The sequence below is a fragment of the Mucilaginibacter gossypii genome, assembly GCF_900100945.1.
GTDB classification, from domain to species: domain Bacteria; phylum Bacteroidota; class Bacteroidia; order Sphingobacteriales; family Sphingobacteriaceae; genus Mucilaginibacter; species Mucilaginibacter gossypii.
Window position 1 is genome coordinate 66,056 of the sequence record NZ_FNCG01000008.1, and the last position, 19,196, is coordinate 85,251.

The 19,196-nt window shown below is 44.1% G+C and carries 19 protein-coding genes; 7 read left to right on the forward strand and 12 right to left on the reverse strand.

Annotation, left to right across the window (positions count from 1 at the left end; genetic code table 11):
* Positions 1-33 precede the first annotated feature (33 nt).
* Complete coding sequence (locus BLS28_RS15945; protein ID WP_091169712.1) at positions 34-771, forward strand: DUF4197 domain-containing protein; 738 nt, start codon at positions 34-36, stop codon at positions 769-771.
* Positions 772-842: 71 nt separating this feature from the next.
* On the opposite strand, the gene BLS28_RS15950 is transcribed toward BLS28_RS15945, so the two are convergent.
* The 8 genes from BLS28_RS15950 to BLS28_RS15985 all read right to left on the reverse strand — a co-directional run bounded on the left by BLS28_RS15950 (position 843) and on the right by BLS28_RS15985 (position 11,088).
* Positions 843-2,210 (reverse strand): carboxypeptidase-like regulatory domain-containing protein, encoded by a 1,368-nt coding sequence (locus BLS28_RS15950; RefSeq protein ID WP_143020785.1) that lies wholly within the window; start codon positions 2,208-2,210, stop codon positions 843-845.
* A gap of 16 nt (positions 2,211-2,226) precedes the next feature.
* Positions 2,227-2,796 carry an RNA polymerase sigma factor gene (locus BLS28_RS15955; protein ID WP_091169249.1) on the reverse strand — a complete coding sequence of 190 codons (570 nt, stop codon included), beginning with the start codon at positions 2,794-2,796 and terminating at the stop codon, positions 2,227-2,229.
* Positions 2,797-3,024: 228 nt separating this feature from the next.
* Complete coding sequence (locus BLS28_RS15960) at positions 3,025-4,590, reverse strand: M28 family metallopeptidase (protein WP_091169251.1); 1,566 nt, start codon at positions 4,588-4,590, stop codon at positions 3,025-3,027.
* A gap of 194 nt (positions 4,591-4,784) precedes the next feature.
* Positions 4,785-5,315 (reverse strand): hypothetical protein, encoded by a 531-nt coding sequence (locus BLS28_RS15965; protein ID WP_091169252.1) that lies wholly within the window; start codon positions 5,313-5,315, stop codon positions 4,785-4,787.
* Between the two features lie 340 nt (positions 5,316-5,655).
* Positions 5,656-8,772 (reverse strand): translation initiation factor IF-2, encoded by a 3,117-nt coding sequence (infB, locus tag BLS28_RS15970; RefSeq protein WP_091169256.1) that lies wholly within the window; start codon positions 8,770-8,772, stop codon positions 5,656-5,658.
* 60 nt (positions 8,773-8,832) lie between these two features.
* Positions 8,833-10,068, reverse strand: a complete 1,236-nt coding sequence (gene nusA / locus BLS28_RS15975) for a transcription termination factor NusA (protein WP_090532515.1) — start codon at positions 10,066-10,068, stop codon at positions 8,833-8,835.
* A 3-nt stretch (positions 10,069-10,071) separates the two neighbouring features.
* Complete coding sequence (gene rimP / locus BLS28_RS15980) at positions 10,072-10,536, reverse strand: ribosome assembly cofactor RimP (RefSeq protein ID WP_091169262.1); 465 nt, start codon at positions 10,534-10,536, stop codon at positions 10,072-10,074.
* A gap of 126 nt (positions 10,537-10,662) precedes the next feature.
* On the reverse strand, positions 10,663-11,088 hold the full coding sequence (locus BLS28_RS15985; protein ID WP_091169264.1) for a hypothetical protein: 426 nt from the start codon (positions 11,086-11,088) through the stop codon (positions 10,663-10,665).
* A 66-nt stretch (positions 11,089-11,154) separates the two neighbouring features.
* Here BLS28_RS15985 and BLS28_RS15990 point away from each other — a divergent pair, with 66 nt between their 5' ends.
* A complete protein-coding gene (locus tag BLS28_RS15990; protein WP_091169267.1) occupies positions 11,155-11,754 on the forward strand; it encodes a murein L,D-transpeptidase catalytic domain-containing protein in 600 nt (199 codons plus the stop codon).
* A gap of 26 nt (positions 11,755-11,780) precedes the next feature.
* On the opposite strand, the gene BLS28_RS15995 is transcribed toward BLS28_RS15990, so the two are convergent.
* Together BLS28_RS15995 and BLS28_RS16000 are read right to left on the reverse strand one after the other, a co-directional pair.
* Positions 11,781-12,362 (reverse strand): hypothetical protein, encoded by a 582-nt coding sequence (locus BLS28_RS15995; RefSeq protein WP_091169270.1) that lies wholly within the window; start codon positions 12,360-12,362, stop codon positions 11,781-11,783.
* A 128-nt stretch (positions 12,363-12,490) separates the two neighbouring features.
* A complete protein-coding gene (locus BLS28_RS16000) occupies positions 12,491-14,851 on the reverse strand; it encodes a prolyl oligopeptidase family serine peptidase (protein ID WP_091169274.1) in 2,361 nt (786 codons plus the stop codon).
* A 35-nt stretch (positions 14,852-14,886) separates the two neighbouring features.
* Between BLS28_RS16000 and BLS28_RS16005 the strand changes: the two genes are divergently transcribed.
* From BLS28_RS16005 to BLS28_RS16015, 3 genes are read left to right on the forward strand one after another with little or no spacing between them, the layout of a single operon-like run.
* On the forward strand, positions 14,887-15,462 hold the full coding sequence (locus tag BLS28_RS16005; RefSeq protein ID WP_256337452.1) for a GNAT family N-acetyltransferase: 576 nt from the start codon (positions 14,887-14,889) through the stop codon (positions 15,460-15,462).
* Positions 15,455-16,033: an ATPase gene (locus BLS28_RS16010; protein ID WP_091169278.1), complete on the forward strand. Its 579-nt coding sequence runs from the start codon at positions 15,455-15,457 to the stop codon at positions 16,031-16,033. The genes BLS28_RS16005 and BLS28_RS16010 overlap by 8 nt, the downstream gene beginning before the upstream one ends.
* Positions 16,023-16,214 (forward strand): DUF8506 family protein, encoded by a 192-nt coding sequence (locus tag BLS28_RS16015; protein ID WP_091169281.1) that lies wholly within the window; start codon positions 16,023-16,025, stop codon positions 16,212-16,214. Before BLS28_RS16010 ends, BLS28_RS16015 begins: the two co-directional genes overlap by 11 nt.
* A 7-nt stretch (positions 16,215-16,221) precedes the next feature.
* Here BLS28_RS16015 and BLS28_RS16020 read toward each other — a convergent pair whose 3' ends face one another.
* Together BLS28_RS16020 and pepT are read right to left on the reverse strand one after the other, a co-directional pair.
* Positions 16,222-16,716, reverse strand: coding sequence for a GNAT family N-acetyltransferase (locus BLS28_RS16020; protein ID WP_091169285.1), 495 nt, complete (start codon positions 16,714-16,716; stop codon positions 16,222-16,224).
* 41 nt (positions 16,717-16,757) lie between these two features.
* Positions 16,758-18,008, reverse strand: coding sequence for a peptidase T (gene pepT, locus BLS28_RS16025; protein WP_091169289.1), 1,251 nt, complete (start codon positions 18,006-18,008; stop codon positions 16,758-16,760).
* A gap of 78 nt (positions 18,009-18,086) precedes the next feature.
* Here pepT and BLS28_RS16030 point away from each other — a divergent pair, with 78 nt between their 5' ends.
* Complete coding sequence (locus BLS28_RS16030; protein ID WP_143020786.1) at positions 18,087-18,824, forward strand: hypothetical protein; 738 nt, start codon at positions 18,087-18,089, stop codon at positions 18,822-18,824.
* A complete protein-coding gene (locus BLS28_RS16035; protein ID WP_091169296.1) occupies positions 18,824-19,189 on the forward strand; it encodes an MmcQ/YjbR family DNA-binding protein in 366 nt (121 codons plus the stop codon). The genes BLS28_RS16030 and BLS28_RS16035 overlap by 1 nt, the downstream gene beginning before the upstream one ends.
* Positions 19,190-19,196: the final 7 nt, after the last annotated feature.

Consider the following 19,196-nt stretch of genomic DNA (forward strand, 5'->3'; position numbering starts at 1 on the left):
CAAACCGGTAGTAATTTTGTTAGTTTTACTACTATGAAAACAAGACTACTCATTATCCCCGTCTTAATAGCTTTAATTACATTCACCAGCTGTGATACGCTAAACCAGGTAGCTAACGCCACTATTCAAAACCAGGGAACACCAACGTCGCTTGAAATAGGCAACGGTTTAAAACAGGCCCTTGAAATAGGCACAGGTAAAAGCTCGGATCAACTATCGGCAGTTAACGGTTTTTTTGGCAATGCCGCTATCAAGATCCTTTTTCCGCCCGAAGCGCAAAAGGCAGAGAAAACCTTACGCGGACTTGGCCTGAACAGCCTTTGCGATAATGTGATCCTTTCGCTTAACCGCGCAGCCGAAGACGCTGCAAAACAGGCAAAACCTATCTTTGTTGATGCTATTAAGCAAATGACCCTGCAGGATGTTACCAATATTTTATTGGGCAGCCAGGATGCGGCAACACAATATTTTAAACGTACAACTACCGCGAAATTAAGCCTGCAATTCAAACCTGTTATCCAGGGCAGCTTAAACAAAGTGAACGCTACCAAATACTATACTGACGCGGCCCAGGCTTACAATAAAGTTCCGTTTGTATCAAAGCTTAATCCTGACATCAGCGATTATGTGACCCAAAAGGCTATCGACGGCTTATTTGTGGAGATAGCCAAAGAAGAGCTTAACATTCGTCAAAATCTTGGCGCGCGTACAACGCCTTTATTACAAAAAGTATTTGCTTTTGCTGATAGGAAAAAAACTACCGGACAATAAATAGAAAAAAGAAAGAGATACCAAAAAAGGCTGCGTCGATGTTATTCAACGCAGCTTTTTTATTGGGCATATTATTTTTGCTTTTGGAATTTAACCTTTACAGTAACAACTTCGGGTTTGTTGTTAGTACTGCCAACCCATGAGGGGCCATTTTTTATAAGCTCTATGGCTTTTTGATCGGCCGCTTCATTCAGGCCTTTTTTAATGCTAAACTCATCTGTGATGCCGCTCGGGAATACCGTAAATGTTACGGTCACGGTGCCGGCAGTACCATCAGGCAGTACAGCATTAGTTTGTAAATATTTTTTCAGGCTGCCCCAGCCCAGTTGCGGATGAGCCGCAGTGACACTTACCTCACCGTTGTCATCGTCTTTTTTAGTTACAACCACCTCGCTAAGGGCCCTGGAATCTGGCTTAAGCGCTACTTTAATACTATCGCCGCGTGTGGCGTTAACCTGCCTCGGCTCATAACCAATATAAACCACATCAAGTGTCGCCTTATCCCCCGGCGAACTGAGTGCGAATTTTCCGTTAAGGTCAGTTACCGTGCTCCGGTTGGTGCCTTTGATCCTGATTGCCGCACCAATTAAAGGCGAGCCGTCATCTCTCGAAATTATAGTACCGGCAATGTATAATGATTGTGCTGCTGATTTACTGCTGCCAAAAATAGTTGCTGGTGAAGATGTAACACCGTCAACCTTTCCGGGTAATTTAAATTGCAGCGGAGCTTTTGCTTTCGCTACGGTCGTATTCGCTCTTAGTGCTATCACATCCGGGCTTACTGTATCTTTTTTTGCAATTGGAGCTGTGTATCCTGCTACTATCCGCTCACTTAAATTGCCTTCTTCTTTCAAAGCAACTTTATCTTTAGCAGCGGGTGGCGGAGTTGCCGGTTCTGCTAAAATATTGCTGCCCACAGGAGGAGCAACATCATTAGAAGCTGTTTTATTGTCACCAGCGGAAATTTCCTGCTGATAAAGTGCATTAGCCGATTGCTTGGCCCGTCTTGATTTTTTGCTTACTGCAATTGATGGGGCCTGTATGAGCGTATTGGTATTCGCTTTTTTAACTGTATCGCCGGTCTTTACGGTATCGGCGGCAGCTACCACGGGCGGAACAGAATTTTTGTTTCCTGTTATGTTATTACTTTGCAGTTCGGATTTAGGAGATCTGTTAAGATAAAGGCCTCCCAAACTTAGTGTTATTAAAACCGAAGCCGCTATGGGCCAAACGGTCCACGGTATTACGCGGCCTTTATTTTCTCCGGTACGCTGCCGCAGTCTTGAGGCAAGGTCAGCAAGGTTTAACTGTTGACTTGTCCCCATGTTTTCATATCCTTCCAATGCATCCATCAAAAAAGGGTCGTTTAGTGCCTCCATTTCCAGTTTATGCATAGCACGGGCATCAAGCTCTCCGTTGAGATACTTCTGTATTTGCAATATATTTGCCTTTTTACTATGCACTGTTCCGTTCGAGGCAAATTTTCAAATTCCTCTTACCGTTTTGGATATAACTCTTTACCTCATTTAAAGTATATCCTGTTATCCCGGCAATTTCTTTATAACACTTCTCTTTTAAATAAAACAGGTGGATACTTTGTTTTTGTCCGCCGGTTAACCCTGCTATGCAGTGCTCCAAAGCTTTCAAAGCCTCTTCCCTGTCATTATCCTCAGGATGCAAAAAGGGGGTAAATTCCACAACTTCATCTAAATTAACCAGCTCCATCTTTTTACCACTCCGTAACTGCATCAAGCAATAATTGCGCCCAAGTACATACACCCAACTCCTGAACTGGTTAATCTCATGCTTTTTAACCTTATCAACCAGCTCCTCAAAAATGCCCATTACCGCGTCTTTGGCCAGTTCTTCATCTTTCAGATATTTAAGGCAAACGCCATAAACAAGGGGCATATATCTTTCATATAAGCTGCCCAAAACTGTTAGGTTACCGCTTGCGCGATAATCACTAAGTAGTTCTTCGTCTGTTGATTTCCCTGGTTTTTGGGGTTTTATAAATAGGCTCATTAAACATACAAAATTAATTTATTAAAATGGTTTATGGAAATTAACTGCCTGCAGACGGCTCTATTTAAGGAAAATAAGCTAATAACGAGGTGCTTTTCATATGTATTGGCCCATTTCTATTATAATCCCTGAATACACTAAGTCAAGGCTGGAATAACAATAGCATAAAGCACAAACAAAAAAAGCGATGCCCGGGAGCATCGCTTTTCTATAAATATCGTAACAGTTTTACCTTGCCGGTTGAGGCTTTGGCAGCTCTTTGCGCGGTATCATTTCGGCGCGTTGTGCCGTATGGTAAACAAATGAAGCAACAATGGTAGCGGCTTGTTTCAGGTCGTCTTCAATAAGGCGATCGTAAGTGTCCTGATTACTATGATGGGTACGTGAACCGTAATCAATAGCATCCTGGATAAACTGGAAGCCCGGAATGCCAACGGCATCAAATGAAAGGTGATCGGTACCGCCGGTATTACGAATGGTAAGCGTGGTGGCGCCAAGATCTTTAAAAGGTTCAAGCCAGGCTTTAAAGATAGGTGCCGCGGCCGAATCTCCCTGCAAATACACTCCACGGATCTTGCCGGTTCCATTATCAAGGTTGTAATAGGCCGAAAGCTTTGCTTGTTCGGGTTTAAGCTCCATCGTTTTAGGATCGCCAAAATGATTGGCCACATATCCGCGCGAACCAAATAAGCCCTGCTCTTCCGAACTCCATAGGGCGATGCGAATGGTGCGTTTGGGTTTAAAGTTAATCGCTTTTAAAATACGCATGGCCTCCAGCATTACCGCGCTGCCCGCTGCATTATCGGTAGCACCGGTAGCGGCATGCCATGAATCAAGGTGGCCGCCAAGCATTACTACCTGGTCTTTCAGCTTTTTATCCGTCCCGGGAATTTCAGCGACTACATCATAGCCCTGCATGTCGTCGGTAATGAATTGGGTTTTAATATCAGCTTCCAGTTGTACCGGCTGACCGCCTTTTATAAGGCGCAAAATGCGCTGGTAATCTTCGCTGCTGGTTTCAAGCTCGGGAGCTACTGCCCTCGCGGTATCGGCGTATGAAGCGCCGTTGGTGGTAAACACTGTACCATCAGTACCGCGGGCCTGGCTTAACACCAAGCCAGCTTTTTCATCAACCAAAAATTGGCTTAATGCAGTCCTGAAAGCACGTAATTTACGGAAAGCAGCCATTTGGGCTGCGTTGGGGTCTACAGCGTTCCTGCGCGGGCCGGCCGGCGTAGCTTTCGCGTTGGCCATTTCGGTAAGTTCCTCATCGGTATAACGGGCGGCATCCACTTTCCAGGTACGTTCTGTTGGTGCTTTAGTATCAAATATCACGATCTTGCCGGCCAGCTTACCTTTATATTGCTCAAGCTCTGCTGCCGAATCGGCTTTGATTATCATCACTTCGCCTTTGATTAAGCCATTTGTACCCGGTGTCCATGCTTTAGGTATGGCGATGATAGCGTGATAGTAAGGAATCGTGATAGCTGCATAGTTTTTTTGAACCTCCCAGCCTTTGCCAAATTTACCCCAGGCTTCCAATTTAGAGTTGGCCATGCCCCAGGTTTTAAGCTGATTAACAGCCCAGTTTTGGGCGCGCTTTAAGCCCGGAGAATTAGCAAGCCTTGGGCCCGAAACATCTGTAAGATAAAAAGCCGTTTCCATTGCCTTTGAATGGTTAAGGCCTTCTTCCCTTATTTTTTGAACCATTGCAGCATCAACAGGCTCCTGTGCAAACGACGGTACTGCAATACCGGCCGTAATTAAACAGGAAAAGAGTAGTTTTAATTTCATATATAATAATTATAAGATCAGTTAATAACAAACCTATTTATTATAAATTAGAATCGGGAATATTATATGTTAACAAAGTTGTTACATGGTAGGGGATTATACAAGGTTTCTGGCGGATACAGTAACTTGTTAAAGTCACGCCATTGCTCACAAGTTCAACCAGTTGAAAGATTCTGTGTGTAACTGGCTAAAGACTAATTGACATTCATAATTATCGGGTATTTTTTTGTTCCAACTTGCTTTCTGTCGTCTATGATCATTACAAGCTTGCCCCGTAAATCAATCGGCCCTGTTCTTGGCTCGTAAGTATGCCTAATGGTAACAGCCTGTCCGGTGTATTCAAGTATTCCTGCCTGCGGCTGTTCTACTTCTCTTTTTAACATGGCCTGGTCTGTAAGTGCTGTGGTATCCGGGTTTTCAGTATAGTTGATCAGTTTCCCGGTAAAGTAAACCATTTGACGGCCTAAGATGATATCCTTGTCAATTTTCAGGCGCTTGCCATTAACCTGTTTTTTTACAATGATAGTTAGCAAGTGATTGGGGAACCGGTTACCGATGTACAGATACAGTAAATTGGTACGGGAATCAAAATCAATAACCCGGCACTTTACAACCACTTCTTTACCTAAGTGAGTGCTGATATCTTTAACAGCTATGGTATCTGCTTTTTGGCCAATTGCTGTAAAGCATGAGAAAAGAAGAATTGTAAGGATTGTCCATTTCATAGTGATTGTTTGTTTAGGAGAAAATTTCTAACAAACTAAATTGAAAAATGTTATTATAAGATTTCAACGGCTGTTAAATGTAAAAGCCCCATTACTGACGCTTAGGATTGCTACATATACAGAACGGGTATACAAGTACAGTTAAGCTGAAAGCTTAACTCATTTTAGGAGGAAGTTACGTTATCGCTAAACCTTCGGCCAGTCCCGGAGGCCTCCTCTGAGAATACAGACTTACGAAGTTTCAAAAACTTCGTAAGTCTCCGCTTTGTAAGAAAGCCCCAACAAAAAAGGGCCTATCTGAAAAGATAAGCCCTTAAATATTATAAAGCTGATTATTCAATTACAGCTTGCGTTTTACTTCTACATTTTCGTACGCTTCAACAATATCGCCTACTTCAATGTTGTTAAAGTTGTTGATGTTCAAACCGCACTCGTAGCCCGCGCTTACTTCTTTCACGTCATCTTTAAAGCGCTTCAGTGAAGCCAGTTCGCCGGTGTAGATCACCACACCATCGCGGATGATGCGGATCTTGCTGTTACGGTTAATTTTACCATCCAATACCATACAACCTGCAATAGTACCAACTTTGCTGATCTTAAAGGTTTCGCGGATTTCGACGTTAGCCACAATCTTCTCTTCAAAGGTTGGTGCAAGCATGCCTTCCATCGCCGCTTTGATCTCGTTGATCGCGTCGTAGATGATTGAATATAGCCTGATATCAATCTGTTCAGCTTCGGCCAGTTTACGGGCACTACCTGAAGGGCGTACCTGGAAACCAATGATGATCGCGTCGGATGCCGATGCCAGCAATACGTCTGATTCGGAGATCTGACCTACCGCTTTCGAGATGATGTTCACCTGGATTTGCTCGGTAGACAGTTTCAACAATGAATCTGACAAGGCCTCGATAGAACCATCCACGTCACCTTTAACAATGATGTTAAGCTCCTTGAAGTTACCAACTGCCAAACGACGGCCGATTTCATCAAGGGTGATGTGTTTTTGTGTACGTAAGCCCTGCTCACGTTGTAACTGCAGGCGTTTGTTAGCAATTTCACGTGCCTCAACTTCACTTTCAAGCGCGTTGAACTTATCGCCCGCGGTTGGTGCGCCCTGCATACCCAACACCTGTACCGGTGTTGAAGGCCCTGCCGAGTCCACACGCTGGCCACGCTCGTTGGTTAACGCTTTAACACGACCGCTGTAGCAGCCTGCCAATATCGGGTCGCCTACTTTTAAGCGGCCTGCCTGTACAAGGATGGTGGTAACAATACCACGGCCTTTATCTAAAGCTGCCTCAATAACAGTACCTACGGCACGTTTGTTAGGGTTAGCTTTCAGTTCGAGCAATTCGGCTTCAAGCAATACCTTTTCCAATAGCAAGTCAACATTTAAGCCGGTTTTGGCCGAAATTTCCTGCGACTGGTATTTACCGCCCCACTCTTCAACCAAAATATTCATGGCCGATAACTGTTCCCTTACCTTATCGGCATTGGCGCCCGGCTTATCAATTTTGTTAAAGGCGAAGATGATTGGTGCACCTGCAGCCTGCGCGTGGTTTATGGCCTCGCGGGTTTGCGGCATCACGCTGTCATCGGCAGCTATCACTATAATTACAATATCTGTAACCTGCGCACCCCTTGCACGCATAGCGGTAAACGCTTCGTGACCCGGTGTATCCAGGAAGGTGATCTTTCCTTTGTTATCAGGCAATGTTACTTCGTAAGCACCAATGTGCTGGGTTATACCACCCGCTTCGCCGCCTATTACGTTGGTTTTACGTATAAAGTCGAGCAATGAGGTTTTACCATGGTCAACGTGGCCCATGATGGTTACGATTGGTGCACGTGTCACCAGGTCGGCCGGATCATCAGGCTGGTCAAGGTTGGCTTCTTCATCCTGCGGCTTCACAAATTCAACCTGGTAGCCAAACTCATCGGCCACAATTGAAAGTGTTTCGGCATCAAGCCTTTGGTTAATGGAAACAAACATACCCAGGCTCATACAAGTAGATATGATCTGCGTTACAGATACATCCATCATGCTTGCCAGCTCATTTGCCGTTACGAACTCGGTAACCTTCAATACTTTTGATTGCAGTTCCTGTTCCATTGCCAGTTCTTCGGCACTTGCAGCAACGTCATCACGTTTTTGACGACGGAATTTAGCACGCTGTGCAAACTTGCCCGACTTACCTGCGCCACTTAAGCGCGCAAGTGTAGCCTTGATCTGGTCTTGTATGTCTTTTTCTGACGGTTCTTCCTTCGGTCCTGTATGTTGAGGCGGATTATTGCGGTTGTTCCTGAAATCCGGGCGGTTACCACCGCCATGACCTCCCTGGCCCTGACCTGGCCCGCTGTTTCCGGGTGCTCCATGTGTACGGTTCCTGAAATCCGGGCGGTTAGGATTAATGGTACCACCACCGCTGGGCTGTTGACCTTGTTGCGGGTGATTGCCACCACCGCCCTGCTGGCCATGCGGATGGTTACCGCCGCCTTGCTGCGGGTTGCCCTGGTTATCTTTACGCTTACGTTTGCGTTTGTGATCGGCCGAGTTATTATTTGAATTTGATGATGAAGCTACCGGGTTGCGTTTTGGCGCGTTAACCGGCAACTGGATCTTACCAATAATATTTGGCCCGGTTAGACGCTCGGCTTTAGCACGGATCACATCCGGTTCCTGGCTTTCATCAGCTACTGGTGTAACCGGAGTTTCGGGAGCAGCCGGAGGTGTTGCAACCGGTGCTTTTTCAGCAACAGGCGCTTTAGGCTCTTCAGCTTTAGGTGCTTCGGCTACCGGCGGTGCAACCGGGGCTGCCGGTTTTGGCGTTTCAACCTTTGGTGGTTCGGGTACAACCGGGGCTACCGGCTGTGGCGCTTCAACTTTTGGCTCGACAGGTGCCGGAGCCGGTGTTGGCGCAGGTGCCTGTGCAACTGGCTCGGGTTGTTTAACAACTACTTCCGCTGGTTTTTCCGCAGGCTTCTCCGCCTGTGGCTTAGCATTCAGGTTGTTAAGGTCAATTTTTCCAACCACCTTAACACCAGGTAATACGTCATTGCGCTCATCAGAACGTGCAGGAGCTTGCGCTGCCGGAGCAGGCTCGGCCGGTTTTGGTTTTTCAACCTGCGGCTGTGCAAAGTGCCCTGTATTCTTGATCAGTATCTCTTCGTTCTCAAAATCGCGCGAACGGCGGTTCTCAACCGGCTTTTCAGGAAACTGTGCAGCAGGCTCTTCTTTCCTTATCTTTCCGATACTGATCTGCTTAGCTTCCTCCTTAATACTTTTGTCAACAGCAAATTCCTTTAACAGGGCATTGTACATGTCATTATCCAGCTTGGCCATAGGATGCTTGTCAACCTTGTATCCTTTGGTAGCTAAATAATCGACAAGGGTACCCATGCCAATGTTCAGTTCTTTTACTGCTTTAATTAATTTTATGGATTTGTCTTCTGACATTTAATATTACTTTCTCTGCTTATTTAGTGCAAAAATACGATTTTAATTTGCTTATTCCGCTTATTCAAACTCCGCATTCAATATTGATAGCACTTCTTTTACTGTTTCTTCCTCTAAATCGGTACGTTTTACCAATTCACCAACGGTTAAGGCCAGTACTGATTTTGCTGTATCTAAACCAATACGTTTAAATTCATCAATGATCCAGCCTTCAATCTCGTCAGAAAATTCTTCAATGTCCACATCCTCGTCATGCTCATCAGCCTCACGGTAAACATCAATTTCGTAGCCTGTCAATTTTCCTGCCAGCTTAATGTTGTGCCCGCCACGACCGATAGCTAACGATACCTGGTCGGGTTTTAAATACACAGCCGCTGTTTTTTTCTCATCATCTAATTTAATAGAAGTGATTTTGGCAGGTGACAATGCACGCTGAATATATAGCTGAACGTTGTTGGTAAAGTTAATAACGTCGATATTTTCATTTTTTAACTCACGTACTATACCGTGGATCCGTGAACCTTTCATACCCACGCAGGCACCAACCGGATCGATACGGTCGTCATATGATTCAACGGCAACTTTAGCACGTTCGCCCGGTTCGCGTACAATCTTCTTGATGGTAATTAAGCCATCAAAAATTTCCGGCACTTCAAGCTCAAACAAGCGCTGTAAAAACTCAGGCGCTGTACGCGAAATGATGATCTTAGGGTTGCTGTTCAGCATATCTACCTTTGATACAACAGCTTTAACACTATCGCCTTTCTTAAAGTAGTCGGCCGGGATCTGCTCTGTTTTTGGCAGTAACAGCTCGTTGCCTTCATCATCAAGAACTAAAGTTTCTTTTTTCCAAACCTGGTAAACCTCGCCTGTAACAATTTCACCTACGCGGTCTTTATATTTTTTGAAGATCTCGTCTTTCTCTAATTCCAGGATTTTTGATACCAGCGTTTGGCGGGCGGCTAAAATAGCACGGCGGCCAAAGCTTTCTAAAGTGATCTGTTCAATATAATCATCACCAACTTCAAGGTCGGCATCATACAGGTGTGCTTCGGCAAGTTCTATCTCCAGGTCATCATCTTCGCTAAAGCCATCTTCCATAACTTTACGTGTGCGCCAGATCTCTAAGTCACCGTTATCGGTGTTCACAATTACGTCGCAATTTTCGTCCGTACCGTACTTTTTCCTGATCATGCTCCTGAAAACGTCTTCCAGAACGCTCATCATGGTAGGGCGGTCAATGTTCTTGAAATCTTTAAATTCCTGAAAAGAATCAATTAAATTAATATTGCTCATTTTTTACTTAAATGATATTAAAACCTTTGTTTCTGTTATTTGGTCCATTGGGATAACGCTTTCTATAACCTGCGCTTTTTTCCCTTTTTCTTTTACTTTTTCTTCAATGGTGATGGCATCCTCTGTAAGGCCGGTTAATGTGCCTTCGCGTTTAGCCCCATCTTTCATTTTAATGCCCAGGTTACGGCCAACATTCTTGGCGTATTGCCTTGGCGACGACAGCGGATAATCAATGCCCGGCGATGAAACCTCCAGGTTATAAGCGGTTTCAATCACGTTTTCCTCTTCCAGATGGAAACCTACGTGCCTGCTTACCTGTGCACATTCATCAATACCGATACCGTTATCGCCATCAAGCAGAATGATCAGCTTCCCGTTCGAGTGCATTTTAATATCCACTATAAACAGGTTTGGTTTATCTGCTATCTTCTCTTCTACCAGTTCTTTTACCCTTTTTTCAATATTCATTACCCACCGGTGTTTTTGACAGAATAATTTTGATTGATAAAATAAAAGAGGGGACTAATTGCCCCCTCTTTTATTAACGGTTGCAAATATAATCAAAAATATTAAATTTTCAAGCATATAGGTAGTTTATTGCTTAAAAATCAAATCTGTATAGTGCAAGGTTCCGGGTTTGCTGCGGCTTTTTATCAAATCGGTCAGCGTACTACCGGCACTGAAATCATAGTAACGAAAAAAATACGTTTGCTGTGTGCTAAAGACCGTATCGGGTGTAAAAACAACTACATTGTTATGAACGGTATAACGACCCGGCTGTGCGGGCTGCAGGTTTTGCATGCTGGTATCGGCGGGCATGCGGTAAACGGCCATGAGCGTTTCCCAGGCTTTGGCAGATGAATCACGGCTGATCTCGTTAATGATGGCCGGATCGAAACCTGTAATTTGTAATGCTTTTCCGTTATTAACTGTCTTAATGGTTACCGGTGCTTTGGTTGATGTTCCTGTACAACCAAATAAAAACATTAGCGGAAGTAATAAAGGAAAAAGTTTTTTCATTTGGCAAGATAGGTTTATTGTAATAAAAAGCGGATATTTCTGTTTACAACACAAAACCTGACACAATTGAAACCTTTATTCCTGCTTTTCTTAATATCCTTTTGCTGTGTTAAAGTTAATGCCGACGTGCCCCGTATCGACCTTAACCGTGTTAAAGAAAAAGCCAAACAAAGCCTGGCGTTTTGCCGGCAGCGTGGTTACAACACCCGCTATTGTATTTTAATTGATATGGCCCTGCCATCGGGTGTTAAACGTTTTATGGTATGGGATTTCAGGAAAAACGATGTGCTGGTTTCCGGACTGGTGAGCCATGGCTGCGGCCGTAACCCCTGGAGTGGTGAATGGTCGAAAGACAAACCGGCGTTCAGTAACCTGGATGGCAGCCACTGTACTGCCCCCGGTAAGTACCAAATAGATGGACGGGCCTACAGCGCCTGGGGAATCCACGTAAAGTATTACCTCACCGGATTGGAAGCAACCAATAATAACGCTTTAACAAGGCAGATCGTTTTTCATTCGTGGGAACAGGTAGCCGAAACTGAAGTTTACCCTACAGGGACACCCGAAGGCTGGGGCTGTCCGGCTATATCAAATAATACCATGAAAATTGTGGATGCTTTGTTGAAGAAACAAAAGAAGCATGTGTTGATGTGGATATACAATTAATGTACGCTCATTCCCAATCTGTTTTTCTACTTTACAATAGTTTTTACAAATCCGTACACGGATATTGTATCGGTATATTTGCTTTCCCACAAATGCGACGCAGCGATCTGAAAAGAAAACTTACCCCTTAAAAGCTCACCCTTTACGTAGGTGTCTTTATCAAGAACAACGTTTTTATCTATCACTTTAAAAACAGGTTTTTTGTATGAGCTATCAGTAATTGAAAAAGTTTGATTGTATTTGGCTTCAAATACACCTGGGGATTTAACAAATTTCAATTCATCGCGGCCATCAGAAAAAGGAGTGTCCGTCAATTTAAAAACAAGAGCATTTTTATCGAGCGTCACTTCGCAATTTCTGAAATATTGCCTGACTTTACCTTCAATAACTGTCGTTTCTGAAGTGTAATTACGTTTTGATGTATCTTTCGTTTGCCTGTTAATTACATAGCTGAAATGTTCTTCTTTAAAAAAAGGCTCATCATAAAGTTTGCTTGAATAGTTTTTCGCTGGATACAAAGTTGGTGTTTTTACCAATTTTGATTGTTTTTGTATTGGCTGTGAACAGGAAAAAAGAAACAGTGTGAGTAAAATGGATACCTTTTTCATAAATGATTGAGTTTTAGCTTAGCACGCAGCTTAACCTGCGAGAATTTTAATATATAGCCGCCGGTACAGCATGCGATTGCCGCATCGCGTCTCCCGCTTGTCCCCTTTTGCTGCTCCTCTTAGTTACTCTACTTCTTCAACGTCCCCTCAAATAACTTATAGATGCGTTTATATTCATCGGCCCAACTGCTGGGTTGTTCAAAGCCGTGGTCTTCTACAGGGTACGAGGCCAGCTCCCAGTTTTCTTTGTGCAACTCTATCAGTTTTTGAGTAAGGCGAATGATATCCTGGTAATTCACATTCTGATCTATCATACCATGGAGCATCAGCAGGTTGCCTTTTAAGCCGTTGGCAAAATAAATAGGCGAACTTTTACGGTAAGCCTGTTCATCCGTAAAAGGTTCATTGAGGATGTTGGATGTATACTCGTGGTTGTAGTGCGCCCAATCGGTAACGGAACGGATGGCCCCACCTGCCGCGAAAACATCGGGCTCGGTAAACATGCCCATCAACGTAATGAAACCGCCGTATGAGCCACCGTACAAGCCGACATGTTTAGGATTAACGCCATATTTATCTACTAACAGCTTTACGCCATCAACCTGGTCGGTGAGGTCTTTGCCTCCCATGTGGCGATAGATCCCTGTCCGGAAATCCCGGCCATAACCTGCGCTCGCTGTGTAGTCAATGTCCAGCACAGTGTAACCATTATCGGCCAGCATGTTGTTGAACATAAACTCACGGAAATAATAACTCCACGAATAGGTGACATTTTGCAGGTATCCCGCGCCATGTACAAAAACCACAGCAGGTTTTGCAGGATCTTGCTTTTTAGGCTGATACAGGCGAGCATAAACATCTGTACCGTATCGGTTTTTAAAGGAAATAATCTCGGGGTCGCGCCATGGGTATGACAAGTATTCGGCCGAAACCGAGTTGGTTATTTTTACCGCCTTTGCGCCCGGTTTATTGGCCTGGATATATAATTCCCAGGGCCTGTTTGAATAGGAATAGCGGATAGCCAGCCATTTTTCGTCGGGCGAAAGTATTACCTCGTTGCCGCCTTTCATACCGGTAATTTTAACAGAGGTACCGCCGCTAACCGGGATGCTGTAAAAATGGGTAATGCCCGGATGATCGATATTGGCAGTAAAATAAAACGTCTTTTTATCCTGGCTTAACTGCAAAGTTTGTACTTCCCATTTGCCGCTGGTGAGCTGCTTTTTAGCACCGCTGGTTACATCAACCACATAAATATGCGAGTAACCGCTGGCCTCGCTTTGGTAATAAAAATGGTTATCATCAATAAAACCTGCATTCCCGGGATCATCAATGCCGGGGCCGCCAATCCAGGCCTCATCCCGCTGGCGGTCAAGCAGGCTTAGTTTACCGCTTACCGGGTCTAAGCGCATGATCCAGCAGTCTTTATTATCCTGGGCTGAGATAATGACCACGGCATTGCTGCCGCTTTGGTTCCATAAAACACCATCGATATTTACCTGCCTATCTGCGTTTTCCTTTTGACGGGCTTTTAATTCATCGGGATAATCTTTTAAATAGTCGGGCAGGTCTTTAATTCCGGGGATCTCTGATGTAATAACCGGGTAAACTGCTTCACGGCGCTTATCGTAAATAAACGTCTCTGAGGTTGACGATGGCCGGCCGACCTTTGAACGGTTAGGTATGTCCTCGGTGAAACCCGATGCGGTAACATAATTAGGTACAATCGCGTTTTGAACGCCATCGGCGCGTTTGGTAAGGCGATAGGTGATAAACCTGCCATCCGGACTGATCTGTACAGCGCTCAGTCTTTTATCGCCATAGGCAATCTCTTTCAGCTTGTCGGGTTTAAGCAATGCTGTTTCTGTTGAATCTTTTTTATCGTCCTTTGCTTCCTTTTTGATGATATCAAACAACTCAAGCTGTTGTTTTTTGAGCCATTGTTCCTGTTCGCCGGGTTTATCCTTACTTTTTTTATCGCTTGCTGTCCGTACAAAATTGGTGAGCTGTACCAGGGTGCCGCCATTCAGGTTCAGGGCAAAGAGATTATTATCTTCTTTGTAAATGATCTTTGTTTCATCACCGCTGAAAACAGGGCTGTCTTCCTGCGCTACGGTATTTGTTAGCCGGGTGGTTTTGTTGGCTTTTACATCGTATAAAAATAAATCGCCGTTTTTACTGAATATCTTTTGGCTGTGCTTTTTGTTCCATTCGCCGTAACCGGCTGCCAGATCACGCTGTTCGGCAATGCTGACTTTTTGTACCTTGTTGTCGCCGGGGCTAACTGAATATAACCGGGTATCGCCCGAAGCATCATCATCCCATTTAAAATAGATCTTTTTACTATCGTTAGCCCAGTTGATATTGGAGGGTGAAACCCCGATCCATTTAGGGTCGCGCATAATTTTTTCGATGCTAAGGGTATCCAGCTTTTGGGCAAAGGCGCCCGTTGCCGGGATCAGGAACAATAAGCCTAACAGTTTTTTCATATCTCAATAAAGCATGCAATTTAACAGTTTGGCTAATGATTGTTATTTTTAAGCATTTTATTGTTACAATAATGGAACTACAGGGCAACGAATTTTTATTGAGGGCGTGGCAACCGGGCGATGAAGCATCACTTCAAAAGCATGCGGATAACCCGAAGGTATCGGCTTTTTTGCGCGACAGGTTCCCGTGCCCTTATACTATGGAGGACGCCCTGTTTTGGGTAAACCTGGCCCAAAATCAGCAACCTTTAACCAACTTTGCCATAGTAGTTAACGGTGAAGCCTGCGGCGGCATTGGTGTTGAACTTTTTACCGACGAAAGCCGCATAACCGCCGAAATAGGCTATTGGCTTGGTGAAGAACATTGGGGAAAGGGCTTAGCAACCGAGGCTGTAAAACTGGTAACCACTTATGCTTTTGAACATTTTTCGCTATTGCGTTTAGAAGCCGGTGTGTATAATAGAAACACGGCATCCATGCGGGTGCTCGAAAAAGCAGGCTATATTCAGGAGGCCGTACTACGAAGGTCAGTTATTAAAAATGGCGAGGTGATGGATAAATATATGTATGCTATTTTTAAGGATGAACAACTAAATTCACAGGATGCCTAATTTGTATATCATAGCAGGTTGTAACGGTTCCGGTAAAACCACGGCAAGCTATACAGTTTTGCCCGAATTGCTTAACTGTAATGAGTTTGTAAATGCAGATAACATCGCGGCGGGACTATCTCCCTTCAATCCGGAAAGTGTTGCATTCGAAGCCGGCCGGATCATGCTGCAGCGGATTGAAGATTTGCTGAACCGGGGAGTTGACTTTGCCTTTGAAACAACGCTTTCAACCCGGAGTTATGTATCCTTGGTTAAAAGAGCTCAGCAAAAAGGATATGAAGTTACTTTATTGTTTTTTTGGTTGAGCTCTCCTGAAATGGCAATGGAACGAGTAGCTAAACGAGTGAGTAAAGGAGGCCATAATATCCCTGCCGATGTAATAGAACGGAGATATTACCGGGGAATAAGAAATTTGGTATCTTTGTATATACCTCTTTGTGATAAATGGGTTGTAATAAATAATATAAATACGGGCTCCCTGGTGGTGGCAAGAGGTTTCGGGTCGTTAGAAGAAACAATAATAAAATCCGACGTTTGGAAAGTAATTTTAGATCAGGCAAATGACAACTAAAGCACAAAAAATGGGCATGGATGAGTTAGAGGCGAAGGTGCTTGAAGGCATGAAGCGGGCGAACCGTAAGCTGGTTGAAACTGCCGCTGCCAACAACGAAAGCCTTATCATTGGAGATAAAGACGGCAGTTTCAAAGCGGTGCCAGCAAAAGAGCTTTTAAAAACCCTTCCCGCCAAATAGCAATCACTTATAATTCCTTTCTCATTACATAATCGTTCATCCAGTATTTACCAATGGCTATATCCTCTTCATAGGCTATGGTAAACCCCATTTTTTCATAGAATGATTTGGCGTTATTGTATCTGTTGACGTTAAGTTCCAGCGTTTTCTTACCGGCATCTTTAGTTTTTTGGGCTACCTCGTTAATCAATACTTTTCCGTAGCCTTTGCCCTGGGTCTGCGGCAGGCAGTATAGCTTGTGCAGCTTATAAACCTCCGGGTTTTCCTCGCGGGCCGAATAGGCTGCAAATGCCACCGGATTGCCTTCTTCCTCCAGTAACAGGTAAGTTTGCTGATTTTCTTTAACCTGTTTGGTTATTTTCTCTGTCGAGTAAATCTCGCCAAGCATAAAGGATATCTGTTCGCGCTCAAGAATGGGGCTGTAGGTTACCCACCATGTTTTATCGGCAATATCACGGATAGTTTCCACATCGTTTAAGGTGGCAGTACGTATTGTATACATCTTCAAATTTAGTTTTGTGTTATTAAGAAAAGTCGTATGTCTTAACTTCTTTCTTCCCAGATCATGCACAGGTGCAAAATGGTTTCAACTGCTTTCTGCATATCCTGAATTGACACCCACTCGTGCCTGCTGTGAAAAGCATGTTCGCCGGCAAAAATGTTAGGACAAGGCAAGCCCATGAATGAAAGTCGTGAGCCATCGGTACCACCCCGGATACTGCACAATTTGGCGTTTAAGCCGGTACGGTTAATGGCCTCCATTGCATAATCAACAATTTGTGGGTGCTGGTCAAGCACACCTTTCATATTACGGTATTGCTGGCTCACGGTAATATCAAACGTAGAACCGGGAAATTTCTTTAATACTTTAGTAGCAGTTTGGCGGATAACCTCTACGTGTTCTGCGAGTTTATTTTCATCAAAATCCCGGATAATAAAATCGATAGATGCGGTTTCCACATGGCCTTCTATACCTACGGGATGCACAAATCCCTGCATGCCTTCGGTATGTTCAGGCGAAAGTTCATCAGGCAGGGCGGCAATAATTTGCCCGGCAATTTTTATAGCGCTTTCCATTTTGCCTTTTGCAAATCCCGGATGGGAGCTTACACCATTAATAGTAAGCCTGGCCCCATCTGCCGAAAAGGTTTCATTCTCCATATTACCCGCGCTTTCGCCATCCATAGTATAAGCGGCAAAGGCACCCAATTTGGCAATATCCACATGATCTACACCATGGCCAACTTCTTCGTCGGGCGTAAACAGGATCCGGATATCGCCATGCTTTATTTCGGGATGGTTGATGAGCTGGTAGCAGGCATCCATTATTTCGGCCACGCCGGCTTTATTATCGGCGCCGAGCAGCGTGGTGCCGCTGGCTGTAATAACATCGTTACCCAACTGGTTCTTCAGATCGGTATGCTCGGCCATGCGGATCACCTGGATGTTATCATCAGGCAATATTAAATCCTGGCCCTGGTAATTTTTATGTACAATTGGTTTTACATCCTTTCCGCTGCAATCGGGCGCGGTATCCATATGCGAGCAAAAGCAAATTACGGGTACCGTTTTATCAGTATTTGACGGAATTGTAGCATAAACATAACCGTACTCATCCAAATGCGCATCGGTTATACCCATAACCAGCAGTTCATCAACCAGCAGCCGACCAAGATCTTTTTGCTTTTCTGTTGATGGAAATGAAACCGAAGAGGGGTCTGATTGCGTGTCAACGGTAACATAACGCAAGAAGCGTTCGGCTACTGTGAACTTAATGAATGAGCTGAAATTCATATAAAGCTTTTATATTAGTGAAAATTTAGGCGGCGGTTAATACCATCTCCAATTGTAAATATTGATTAAAATTATACATTGAAAAAATATTTTCTGCTTTTTGTTTTGGCTTGCGCCTCATTTATGGCTAAAGCCCAAAGCGGGTTTAACTATTATGAATGGGGTGTTGGTTTTGGCGCAAGCTATGGCCGTGGCTTTGACGATCTTAACCGTCAGGTTTGGCACCCGGGGGGGGGGCTTAACCTGACTTATAATTACAGCCCCTATGTACCAATGAGCCTCGAATTTCAGTTTGGTACGCTTGAAGGCGGTGGCCGTACACCAGATAAGGATCAGTTTGGCCGCTATTCAAAAAATAATTATAAGGCCCTGGTACTTCACGCCGATTTACAGTTAGGTGAAATAATTGACTACGATAACAGCGGTTTTTTAAATGTTATAAAAAATTTTTACGGAGGTGCCGGAATTGGCGCTATATCCAACAGCATGAAGGATATTCAGCGCACCAACCTATATCTTTTTAATGGTCCGGATACCTATGTGTTTCCCGGAAAAAGTAAAAGCGTTAATTTGATGGTTCCCTTGCGCTTTGGTTATGAATTTAAAATTTACGATGATTATGACCAGGTAGGTTATACCATAACGCTCGGTTATCAGCATAGTTATACTTTTGGCGAGGGATTAGATGGATATAATGATAATACACAAAAATTTAAAAATAACGCACCAGACCAATTTGCCATGTTTACAATAGGTTTTAAATATAACTTTGGCAATACAGTATCCTACACCAAATTGGTCAGAAATTTCAGGTAATGAACATAGAAGAACTGCGCGACTATTGTTTGCAAAAACCGGGTGCGACCGAAGGTTTCCCTTTTGGTGCGGATACACTGGTTTTTAAAATTGCCGAAAAGATATTTCTGTTAACCGGTTTACAAACCGGCGACAGGTTCAATGTTAAATGCGACCCTGAATGGGCTGTTGAACTCCGCGAACGCTACCCCGAAGTGCAGCCTGGCTACCACATGAACAAAAAAATGTGGAACACTGTGCAAATGAACGGCGCTCTTACCCGTAAACAAATCTGCGAAATGATTGACCACTCATATAATGAAGTGGTTAAAAGTTTACCCAAAAAGGTGCAGGCTGAGATAGCAGAATTACAAGCAAAAGCATAACATCATT

What these genes read in the sequence shown, in the direction of transcription:
- BLS28_RS15945 (WP_091169712.1), top strand. Translation starts at nt 34, where the DNA reads ATGAAAACAAGACTACTCATTATCCCCGTCTTAATAGCTTTAATTACA.
- BLS28_RS15955 (WP_091169249.1), bottom strand. Translation starts at nt 2,796, where the DNA reads ATGAGCCTATTTATAAAACCCCAAAAACCAGGGAAATCAACAGACGAA.
- BLS28_RS15960 (WP_091169251.1), bottom strand. Translation starts at nt 4,590, where the DNA reads ATGAAATTAAAACTACTCTTTTCCTGTTTAATTACGGCCGGTATTGCA.
- BLS28_RS15965 (WP_091169252.1), bottom strand. Translation starts at nt 5,315, where the DNA reads ATGAAATGGACAATCCTTACAATTCTTCTTTTCTCATGCTTTACAGCA.
- infB (WP_091169256.1), bottom strand. Translation starts at nt 8,772, where the DNA reads ATGTCAGAAGACAAATCCATAAAATTAATTAAAGCAGTAAAAGAACTG.
- nusA (WP_090532515.1), bottom strand. Translation starts at nt 10,068, where the DNA reads ATGAGCAATATTAATTTAATTGATTCTTTTCAGGAATTTAAAGATTTC.
- rimP (WP_091169262.1), bottom strand. Translation starts at nt 10,536, where the DNA reads ATGAATATTGAAAAAAGGGTAAAAGAACTGGTAGAAGAGAAGATAGCA.
- BLS28_RS15985 (WP_091169264.1), bottom strand. Translation starts at nt 11,088, where the DNA reads ATGAAAAAACTTTTTCCTTTATTACTTCCGCTAATGTTTTTATTTGGT.
- BLS28_RS15995 (WP_091169270.1), bottom strand. Translation starts at nt 12,362, where the DNA reads ATGAAAAAGGTATCCATTTTACTCACACTGTTTCTTTTTTCCTGTTCA.
- BLS28_RS16000 (WP_091169274.1), bottom strand. Translation starts at nt 14,851, where the DNA reads ATGAAAAAACTGTTAGGCTTATTGTTCCTGATCCCGGCAACGGGCGCC.
- BLS28_RS16005 (WP_256337452.1), top strand. Translation starts at nt 14,887, where the DNA reads ATGATTGTTATTTTTAAGCATTTTATTGTTACAATAATGGAACTACAG.
- BLS28_RS16010 (WP_091169278.1), top strand. Translation starts at nt 15,455, where the DNA reads ATGCCTAATTTGTATATCATAGCAGGTTGTAACGGTTCCGGTAAAACC.
- BLS28_RS16015 (WP_091169281.1), top strand. Translation starts at nt 16,023, where the DNA reads ATGACAACTAAAGCACAAAAAATGGGCATGGATGAGTTAGAGGCGAAG.
- BLS28_RS16020 (WP_091169285.1), bottom strand. Translation starts at nt 16,716, where the DNA reads ATGTATACAATACGTACTGCCACCTTAAACGATGTGGAAACTATCCGT.
- pepT (WP_091169289.1), bottom strand. Translation starts at nt 18,008, where the DNA reads ATGAATTTCAGCTCATTCATTAAGTTCACAGTAGCCGAACGCTTCTTG.
- BLS28_RS16035 (WP_091169296.1), top strand. Translation starts at nt 18,824, where the DNA reads ATGAACATAGAAGAACTGCGCGACTATTGTTTGCAAAAACCGGGTGCG.